General features: G+C 66.5%; 8 protein-coding genes and 1 pseudogene. 4 read left to right on the forward strand and 5 right to left on the reverse strand.

Features of this window, described 5'->3' with window-relative positions; translation table 11 throughout:
• The 4 genes and pseudogenes from B4A72_RS13530 to recN all read left to right on the forward strand — a co-directional run.
• A pseudogene (locus tag B4A72_RS13530) lies at positions 1-929 on the forward strand (cell division protein FtsZ); the annotation flags it as partial.
• Positions 930-1,159: 230 nt separating this feature from the next.
• On the forward strand, positions 1,160-2,095 hold the full coding sequence (gene lpxC / locus B4A72_RS13535; protein WP_292956889.1) for a UDP-3-O-acyl-N-acetylglucosamine deacetylase: 936 nt from the start codon (positions 1,160-1,162) through the stop codon (positions 2,093-2,095).
• A 161-nt stretch (positions 2,096-2,256) separates the two neighbouring features.
• Positions 2,257-3,108: an outer membrane protein assembly factor BamD gene (locus tag B4A72_RS13540; protein ID WP_292978828.1), complete on the forward strand. Its 852-nt coding sequence runs from the start codon at positions 2,257-2,259 to the stop codon at positions 3,106-3,108.
• Between the two features lie 39 nt (positions 3,109-3,147).
• Positions 3,148-4,794: a DNA repair protein RecN gene (recN, locus tag B4A72_RS13545; protein ID WP_292956895.1), complete on the forward strand. Its 1,647-nt coding sequence runs from the start codon at positions 3,148-3,150 to the stop codon at positions 4,792-4,794.
• An 8-nt stretch (positions 4,795-4,802) separates the two neighbouring features.
• Here recN and B4A72_RS13550 read toward each other — a convergent pair whose 3' ends face one another.
• From B4A72_RS13550 to B4A72_RS13570, 5 genes are all read right to left on the reverse strand, one after another.
• On the reverse strand, positions 4,803-5,117 hold the full coding sequence (locus B4A72_RS13550; protein ID WP_292956898.1) for a hypothetical protein: 315 nt from the start codon (positions 5,115-5,117) through the stop codon (positions 4,803-4,805).
• A gap of 204 nt (positions 5,118-5,321) precedes the next feature.
• Positions 5,322-5,627 carry a hypothetical protein gene (locus B4A72_RS13555; protein ID WP_292978830.1) on the reverse strand — a complete coding sequence of 102 codons (306 nt, stop codon included), beginning with the start codon at positions 5,625-5,627 and terminating at the stop codon, positions 5,322-5,324.
• Positions 5,628-5,728: 101 nt separating this feature from the next.
• The gene (gene mmsB / locus B4A72_RS13560) at positions 5,729-6,598 is read right to left on the reverse strand and encodes a 3-hydroxyisobutyrate dehydrogenase (protein WP_292956904.1); all 870 of its coding nucleotides are present in this window, start codon (positions 6,596-6,598) and stop codon (positions 5,729-5,731) included.
• Positions 6,595-7,602 carry an enoyl-CoA hydratase/isomerase family protein gene (locus B4A72_RS13565; protein WP_292956907.1) on the reverse strand — a complete coding sequence of 336 codons (1,008 nt, stop codon included), beginning with the start codon at positions 7,600-7,602 and terminating at the stop codon, positions 6,595-6,597. The genes mmsB and B4A72_RS13565 overlap by 4 nt, the downstream gene beginning before the upstream one ends.
• A gap of 4 nt (positions 7,603-7,606) precedes the next feature.
• The coding region (locus B4A72_RS13570) for an acyl-CoA dehydrogenase family protein (protein WP_292956910.1) at positions 7,607-8,443 on the reverse strand (837 nt) is incomplete at its 5' end.

The raw sequence follows: 8,443 nt of genomic DNA on the forward strand, positions 1-8,443 counted from the left end.
CGATGATGGGCACCGGCGAGGCCGCGGGCGAGAACCGCGCCCAGGAGGCCGCCGAACGCGCCATCGCGAATCCGCTTCTGGACGAGATCAGCCTGAACGGCGCCAAGGGCGTGCTGATCAACATCACCGGCGGCTATGACATGACCCTGTTCGAACTGGACGAGGCCGCGAACGTGATCCGCGACAAGGTCGACAGCGATGCCAACATCATCGTCGGCTCGACCCTGGACCCGGACATGGATGGCTCGATCCGCGTTTCGGTCGTGGCGACCGGCATCGACGCCGCGGCCGCCGCGGCTGCCGAAGCGCCGGCCCCGCGCCGTTCGATGGCCGAACCGCTGACCCAGAACCCAACCATGACCCGCAAGGAAGAACCCGCCGCCGAGGCTGAGGAATCGGTGCCGCCGCGCCGCACGGCCGCACCGGTCGAGGCACGCAATCCGGCGCCGGCACCGGCACCGCAGGCCACGGAAGATATGCCGCAACCGGCCTATCAGCCCCGGCCCACGGCCCGCCCTGCCGCCGTGCGGATCGACGAGCCTTCCGAAAGCTTCTTTGCCCCGCGCGCGGCCTCGACGCCAGCCCGCGGCGAGCCGGCGCCCGAGGTTCTGGATCGTCTGCGAAAGGCGGTCGCCCATGGTGGCGAACGCAGGGCCCAGCAGGCCGCCGCGCAGCAACCCCAGCATCAGGACGCGGCGCGCGGCCAAAGCCGCATGGCCGGACTGGGCAGGATGCTGGAACGCATGGCCGGGCACGGCGAACAGGGCGGCGCCTCGAAACCCGCCGCGTCCTCGATCGCGGAACGTGTCAGCGACCGCGTCGCGGCCCGCGCCCGCCAGCAGGATGCCGATTTCGATGATCTGGCCAGCCCCGACAGCGCCCAGGATGATGTCGAGATTCCCGCTTTCCTGCGCCGCCAGGCCAACTGAGCCCATTCACGAATTCGTCACGACCTCACCCTTGAAAGGGCCGCGCATGGCGGCCCTTTTTAGTTTTTTGTCAGAACGTTACGCCATTTCGCGCGATGATTGTCTCTTTCCGCGCGGTGAATGTTTCAGGCGGTTACAATTCGTTAATTGAACGCCCGTGCGGCTGGGCCTAGCTGAAGTTGCACCGGAACGCACGATTTCGGAACAGGAATGATCGGGCAGGCAGAACCATGCAGGCGACATTGAAGAAGACGGTAAGACTGGATGGTGTCGGATTGCATTCCGGCGCCCCGGCACGTCTGGAAATGCATCCTGCCCCCGCGGGCCACGGAATCGTCTTTCGCCGCGTCGACCTGGCCACGGCGCGAGACATCCCGGCGCGGTGGGACAATGTGATCCCATCGAAATTGTGCACCCTGCTGGAAGGCGAGGGCGGCGTGACTTTGTCCACGGTGGAACATGTCATGGCGGCCCTGGTCGGGACCGGCATCCAGAACCTGCTGATCGAGGTTGACGGCCCCGAAGTGCCGATCCTCGACGGTTCGGCCGCGCCCTTTGTCCGCGCCATTCTTCGGGCCGGGATTGCCCTTCAGAACACTCCGCTGCGCGCGATCCGCGTTCTGCGCCCGGTCGAGGTTCGCGAGGGCGAGGCATTTGCCCGGCTGTCGCCCGCCGACCATCTGGAGATCGAGTTCCAGATCGACTTCACGGACGCCGCGATCGGCCGCCAGGAAAAGCGTCTGGACATGGCCAATGGCGCCTTTCTGCGCGAACTGGCCGACAGCCGCACCTTCTGTCGTCAATCCGACGTCGAGGCGATGCGCCGGAACGGGCTGGCGCGCGGCGGCAGCTACCTGAACGCGGTCGTCGTGGACGGGGCCGACATCCTGTCGCCGGGCGGTCTGCGCCATGCCGACGAGGCGGTGCGCCACAAGATGCTGGACGCGATGGGCGATCTGGCGCTGGCAGGTGCGCCCCTGCTGGCGCGCTATACCGGACATCGTGCGGGTCATGCGATGACCAACCGGCTGCTGCGGGCGCTGTTTGCCGATCCCACCGCCTGGACATGGGAAGATTGCGATCCGGCGTTGGAAAATCGCCTTCCCGGCGCGGGCGTGGCAGCCTATGGCGTAGATGCGGGAATCGGCGTCGTGGCCGTTTTGTGAGGCCCCGCGGCGGCGGTCTTGCCGTCGCCGGTCGCGCCTCAATTCACGCGCGGAATTCAACGGATTGCCATTTTGCGCCCCCTGATGTTCTGTGCTACGAGGTGCCGGCAGCCCCGCCATGGACGGTCGGCCGCACAGCAGAATGGAATGGCAGGGTGAAGATGGCGCGCTCGAAAATCTCGGCTTCGATCTTGGCTGCGGTCCTGGCAAGCGTGACGCTGGCCGGCTGTTCTTCTCTTGGCGGGTCGGATGGCGACAAGCGCAACCTGGATCGCTTTACCGCCGAACAGATCTACAAGCGCGGCGAATACGAGTTGGAGAACACGAGGAAGGCCAAGGACGCGGTCTTCTACTTCTCCGAGGTCGAGCGGCTTTACCCCTACTCGGAATGGGCCAAGCGGGCGCTGATCATGCAGGCCTACGCCAATCACCGCGCCAAGAATTACGAAGAGGCCCGCGGTGCGGCCCAGCGTTTCATCGACACCTATCCCGGCGACGAAGATGCGGCCTATGCGAAATATCTGCTGGCCCTGTCCTATTATGACCAGATCGACGAGGTCGGTCGCGACCAGGGGCTGACCTTCCAGGCCCTGCAGGCGCTTCGTGATGTGATCGAGCAATATCCCGACAGCGAATATGCCCGCAGCGCGATGCTGAAATTCGACCTGGCCTTCGATCACCTCGCCGCGAAAGAGATGGAGATCGGGCGCTATTACCTCAAGCGCGGGTATTACCCGGCCTCGATCAACCGCTTCCGCGTTGTCGTGGAGGAATATCAGACCACGGCCCAGACGCCCGAGGCGCTGCTGCGTCTGGTCGAGGCCTATCTGGCGCTTGGCCTTTATGACGAGGCGCAGACGGCCGGCGCGATCCTGGGCTACAACTTCAAGTCATCGCCCTTTTACGAGGATGCCTTCGCGCAGCTTCGCGGGCGGGGCCTGTCGCCCGAGGCTCGGGGCGAAAGCTGGCTGACCAATGTCTATCGCCAGATGATCCAGGGCAGATGGTTGTGACCAGGGGGAGGCTGCGCTGAGGCGCGGCCGACGATTGCCATGCTGCGATCGCTGGACATTCGGGACATGCTGCTGATCGACCGGCTGGCGCTGGAATTCGGTCCCGGCCTGAATGTCCTGACCGGCGAGACCGGGGCGGGAAAATCCATCCTGCTGGATTGTCTTGGGTTCGTCCTGGGCTGGCGCGGTCGCGCCGATCTGGTGCGACAGGGGGCCGCGCAGGGCGAAGTCACGGCGGTTTTCGATCTGCCCGCCGCACACCCCGCCCGCGCGGTGCTGGCCGAGACGGGGATCGAGATTGACGATGACGAACTGATCCTGCGGCGGGTGAATGGCGGTGACGGACGCAAAACCGGCTTCGTGAACGACCGCCGCGTTTCGGGCGACGTGCTGCGGCGCTTGTCCGAGGCGCTGGTGGAGCTGCACGGACAGCATGATGACCGCGGCCTTTTGAACCCGCGCGGCCACCGCGCGATGCTGGACGCCTTTGGCGGGCTGGATCAGTCGGGCATCCGTCAGGCCTGGTCGCTGCGCCGCGTCGCCGCCCGGCGATTGCAGGAGGCCGAGGCGCAGCTTGCTGCGGCCCGCGCCGAAGAGGATTTCCTGCGCCACGCGGTTGCCGAACTGGACCGGCTGGACCCGCAGCCGGGCGAAGAGGCGGAACTGGATACCCGCCGCCGCGCCATGCAGGCGGCCGAGCGGATCGGTGGCGATGTGTCCCGCGCCCTGCAGATGCTGGGGCCGGAAGGTGCCGAGGGTGCGATGCTGGATGCGGGACGCTGGCTTGAGGGTGCCGCCGACCGGGCCGATGGACGGCTGGATCCGCCTCTTGCGGCATTGTCGCGGGCCCTGACCGAACTGGGCGAGGCGTATCGCGGGGTCGAGGACGCGCTGAGCGCGATGGAATTTCAGCCCGCCGCCCTGGAAGCAACGGAAGAGCGTCTTTTCGCGCTGCGCGGACTGGCGCGCAAGCATGACGTCCTGCCCGACGATCTGGCCGGGCTGGCCGAGGATCTGCGCGCCCGGCTGCAGGGGATCGACGCCGGGGAGATGGCCATCGCGACCCTGCGCAGGGATGCCGAGGCAGCCGAGGCGGCCTATCAGGTTGCGGCCGAGGCCCTGTCGGCGGCGCGGTGCGAGGCGGGCCGGAGGCTCGACCAGGCAGTAATGGCGGAACTGGCGCCGCTGAAGATGGAACGCGCGGTCTTTGAAACCCGGCTGTCCCGGGCCGAGCCGGGACCGGAGGGGCTGGACCTGGTGGCATTTACCGTCGCCACCAATCCCGGCGCGCCGTCGGGGCCGCTGGACAAGATCGCCTCGGGCGGCGAATTGTCACGCTTCCTGTTGGCGCTGAAAGTCTGCCTGGCGCGCGGAAACGAGGCGCTGGTGCTGATCTTTGACGAGATCGACCGCGGCGTCGGGGGGGCGACCGCCGACGCCGTCGGCCGCCGGCTGAAGCGTTTGGCCGAGGATGCGCAGGTGCTTGTGGTGACGCATTCTCCGCAGGTCGCGGCATTGGGTGCGTCGCATTTCAGGGTCGCGAAATCGGTCTCGGCGGGGATGACGACCTCGGATGTCGAGGCGCTGGACCCCGAGGCGCGGGTGGCCGAAATCGCGCGGATGCTGTCGGGGGACAGGGTGACGCGCGCCGCCTCGGAAGCGGCGCGGGAATTGCTGGGCGGATAGCCCGCGGATCAGTCCAGAATTGCGTCAATCAGCCGCAGGATCGACAGGATCTTGCCACTGTCGGAATCGACCCTGACCAGACGTTTGTCCACGATCGCATAGCTGTCACCCGCGGGCGGGACGCTGAGCCCGTAAGCCCCCGGCCGGGTCACGACATGGACCGATCCCAGGTCGATGACGTCGCCCACACGGATCGGCGACTTCTTCGCCTGACCGGGCGGGATGCAGGGCAGTGACTTTTTGGCCAGACCGGGCGGGCAGTTCTGCGCATAGACCACTTGTGCACGGTTCCCTTTCATCAGCGCCGGGACGTGTCGGCTCATGACGCCCTTCTGCGTCTTCCTGAATCCGCTTCCGGGATTGGCGGTGGCCGCAAGGGGCAGCAATCCGATGCCCAGAGCGGTTATGGCTGCGATAAGATGTCGAGCGGTTGTCATGCGAAATTCCCTGACATCTCGCTCAACCGTTCATCGGGGTTTCCGGTTCCGTTCCCGTCCGCCATCGGAAACGCCGCAGGACGGGATCGGCTAGCGAGAGGCTGCGGCTTCTTGCCGCAGCACGGACAATATGCGGAAATTCTTCGCATCGAGACGGACCAGCTTTCCCTCGACGATCGCATAACGGCTGCCCGGGACATCGCGGCCCAGACCGTAGAAACCGGGTTCGGTGACGATCGCCGCTTTTGCCCGGGGCACGATATCACCCACCCGAAGCGCGGCTTCCTCGGCCTGGACGGCAGGCACGGGCCGAGCCCCCGTGGGCAGGATGGCGCCAAGGCTGGCTGCCAGCGCGATCCCGAGGGCTGCGATCGCGCCGATCTTGATGGTTCCCATTGTTTCGCTGTCCAGGCTGTCTTTTCGTCATCGGCGGGGTAAACCGATCACGCGCGCGCGGGTTCCGCCTTGCGGACGCGGTTCCTGCATCCGGCCGGCCATCAGCGGTCTTTTTCCTCGAAGCGTTGCAGAATTGCCGAAAAGTCACGGCCACGACCTCCGCCGTCATGGACGAAAGAATCGTAAAGATCACGCGCCAGCGATCCGATCGGCGTGGCGGCCTTCACGGAAACGGCCGCCTTGCGGGCAAGATCCAGATCCTTCAGCATCAATTCGGACGCAAAGCCCGGCCGGTAATCGTTGTCCGCGGGTGAATTCGGGCCGATGCCGGGGGCGGGGCAATAGGCGTTCATCGACCAGCTATAGCCAGAACTGGTCGAGACCACATCGAACATCTTCTGCCGGTCCAGACCCAGACGGTCGGCCAGCGCAAAGGCCTCGCAGGTGACGACCATCGTCGCGCCGAGGATCATGTTGTTGCAGATCTTGGCGGCCTGTCCCGCCCCCGATGGCCCGCAATGGACGATCTTCTGGCCCATGACCTCGAACAGCGGCAGGACAAGGGCGAACGAGGCGTCATCGCCGCCGACCATGAAGGTCAGGCTGCCCGCCTGCGCGCCGCCGATCCCGCCAGAGACCGGCGCATCCAGCGCGCCCAGTCCCGCAGCGCGGGCCTGATCGGCCACCGCGCGGGCGCTGTCCACATCCACCGTCGAGCAGTCGCAGAACACTGCGCCCGGCTGCATGGCGGGGATGACCTGATCGGCGACGGATCGCAGGATCGCACCATTTGGCAGCATGGTGATGATCACCTCCGCGCCGCGCACGGCCTCGGCTGCGCTGGCGGCGGCGATGACGCCGGCCGGTTCGGGGGCGGCGGTGTCGTAACCCACCACTTCATGTCCGGCCTCGGCCAGATTGGCGGCCATCGGCGCGCCCATGTTGCCCAGCCCGATGAATCCGATTTTCATGATCCTTCCTCCCAGATCAGTTCCTCATCCCCCAGCGGCGCCATCAGCGCCTGGACATGCGCATCCGACGCATCGGCGGCCCATTTCGGATCGCGATCCTTGTCGATGATCTGCGCGCGCACGCCCTCCAGAAAATCGCTTTCCTCGGTCGCGCGATAGGTGAACCGGTATTCGCGGCTCAGCGAATCCTGCATCCGCCTGTCGCCGCGCGAGGTCCGAACCAGCGCCAGGCCGACCGCCATCGACAGGGGAGAGTTGCGGCGGATCGGTTTCAGCGCATCCTCCTGACCGATCTTTTCCAGGGCGGCCGCGATGTCGCCGACGCGGCGCTCGCCGAAGGCCGACAGGTCGCGACGGGCCAGGGGGGCAGAGGGCGGCGCCACGCCCACGATCCTTGTCGCATCGCCGGTCCGTTCCAGATCTTCGATCAGGGAAGGCCATTCCGCCTCGGGCAGGTAGCTGTCGGCGAAACCCGCATGGATCGCGTCACCGGGGCCCATCCGGTCGCCGGTCAGGGCCAGATATTCGCCGATCCTTCCCGGTGCGCGGCCCAGAAGCCAGGAGCCGCCGACATCGGGGATCAGCCCGATTCCGGATTCGGGCATGGCGATCCGGGTCGTGTCGCCCACGATCCGGTGGGCCGCATGGCCGCCGACGCCAACGCCGCCGCCCATCACGAAGCCCTGCATGAAGGCGACGACAGGTTTGGGATAATCCGCAATGGCGGCATTCATCCGGTATTCGTCGCGGAAAAACTCGCGGCCCGTCCGGTGATCGCCTTGCAGGCCGGCGCGATAGACCGCGGCGATGTCGCCGCCGGCGCAGAAGGCGCGATCGCCTTCGGCATCGATGATGATCAGATCGACGTCCGCGTCGTCGCGCCAGTCTTCCAGAGCGGTGCGGATCGCCACCGCCATCTCGTGGGTCAGCGCGTTCAGCGCCCGCGGCCGGGTCAAGGTGATCCGGCCGGCGTGGTCGCGTTTGCGGATGTTCAGATCGTCCAAAGCCTTACCCCCGTTCGGCCAGCATGGCACGTGAGACGATCAGTCGCATGATCTCGTTGGTGCCTTCAAGGATCTGGTGCACCCGCAGATCGCGCACGATCTTCTCGATCCCGTAATCGGCCAGATAGCCGTAGCCGCCATGCAGCTGCAGGCATTGATTGGCGACTTCGAAGGCGCGGTCGGTCACAAGCAGCTTGGCCATGGCGCAGAACTTGGTCGCATCCGGTGCCTGCTGATCCAGCTTCCAGGCCGCCTGGCGCAGGAAGATGCGTGCCGATTGCAGGGCCGTCTCCATCTCGGCCAGGCGGAATTGCAGCGCCTGGAACCGGTCGAGGCTTTGACCGAAGGCTGTCCGCTGACCCATATAGGCCATCGTTGCGTCCAGCGCCGCCTGCGCCCCGCCAAGCGCCCCGGCCGAGATGTTCAGCCGCCCGCCATCCAGTCCCGCCATGGCATAGGCAAAGCCGCGGCCTTCCTCGCCCAGCAGGTTGTCCGCCGGCACCAGGCAATCGTCGAACTGGACCTGCGTGGTCGGCTGCGCGCGCCAGCCCATCTTGTCCTCCAGCGATCCGAAGGACAGACCGGAAGATCCGTTTTCGACGATCACCGCGCTGATGCCGCGCGGGCCTGATGTGCCGGTGCGAACCATGGCGATATAGGCGTCGGAATAGCCGCCGCCCGAGATGAAGGCCTTGGTGCCGTTCAGCCGCCAGCCCTCGTTCGTGCGATCGGCGCGTGTCCGCAGCGCCGCCGCGTCCGATCCGCTGCCGGGTTCGGTCAGGCAATAGCTGAAGATGGTCTCCATGCTGCAAAGCCCGGGCAGCCAGCGGGCCTTCGTTTC

The organism is Paracoccus sp. UBA5162, assembly GCF_002413585.1.
GTDB lineage: Bacteria > Pseudomonadota > Alphaproteobacteria > Rhodobacterales > Rhodobacteraceae > Paracoccus.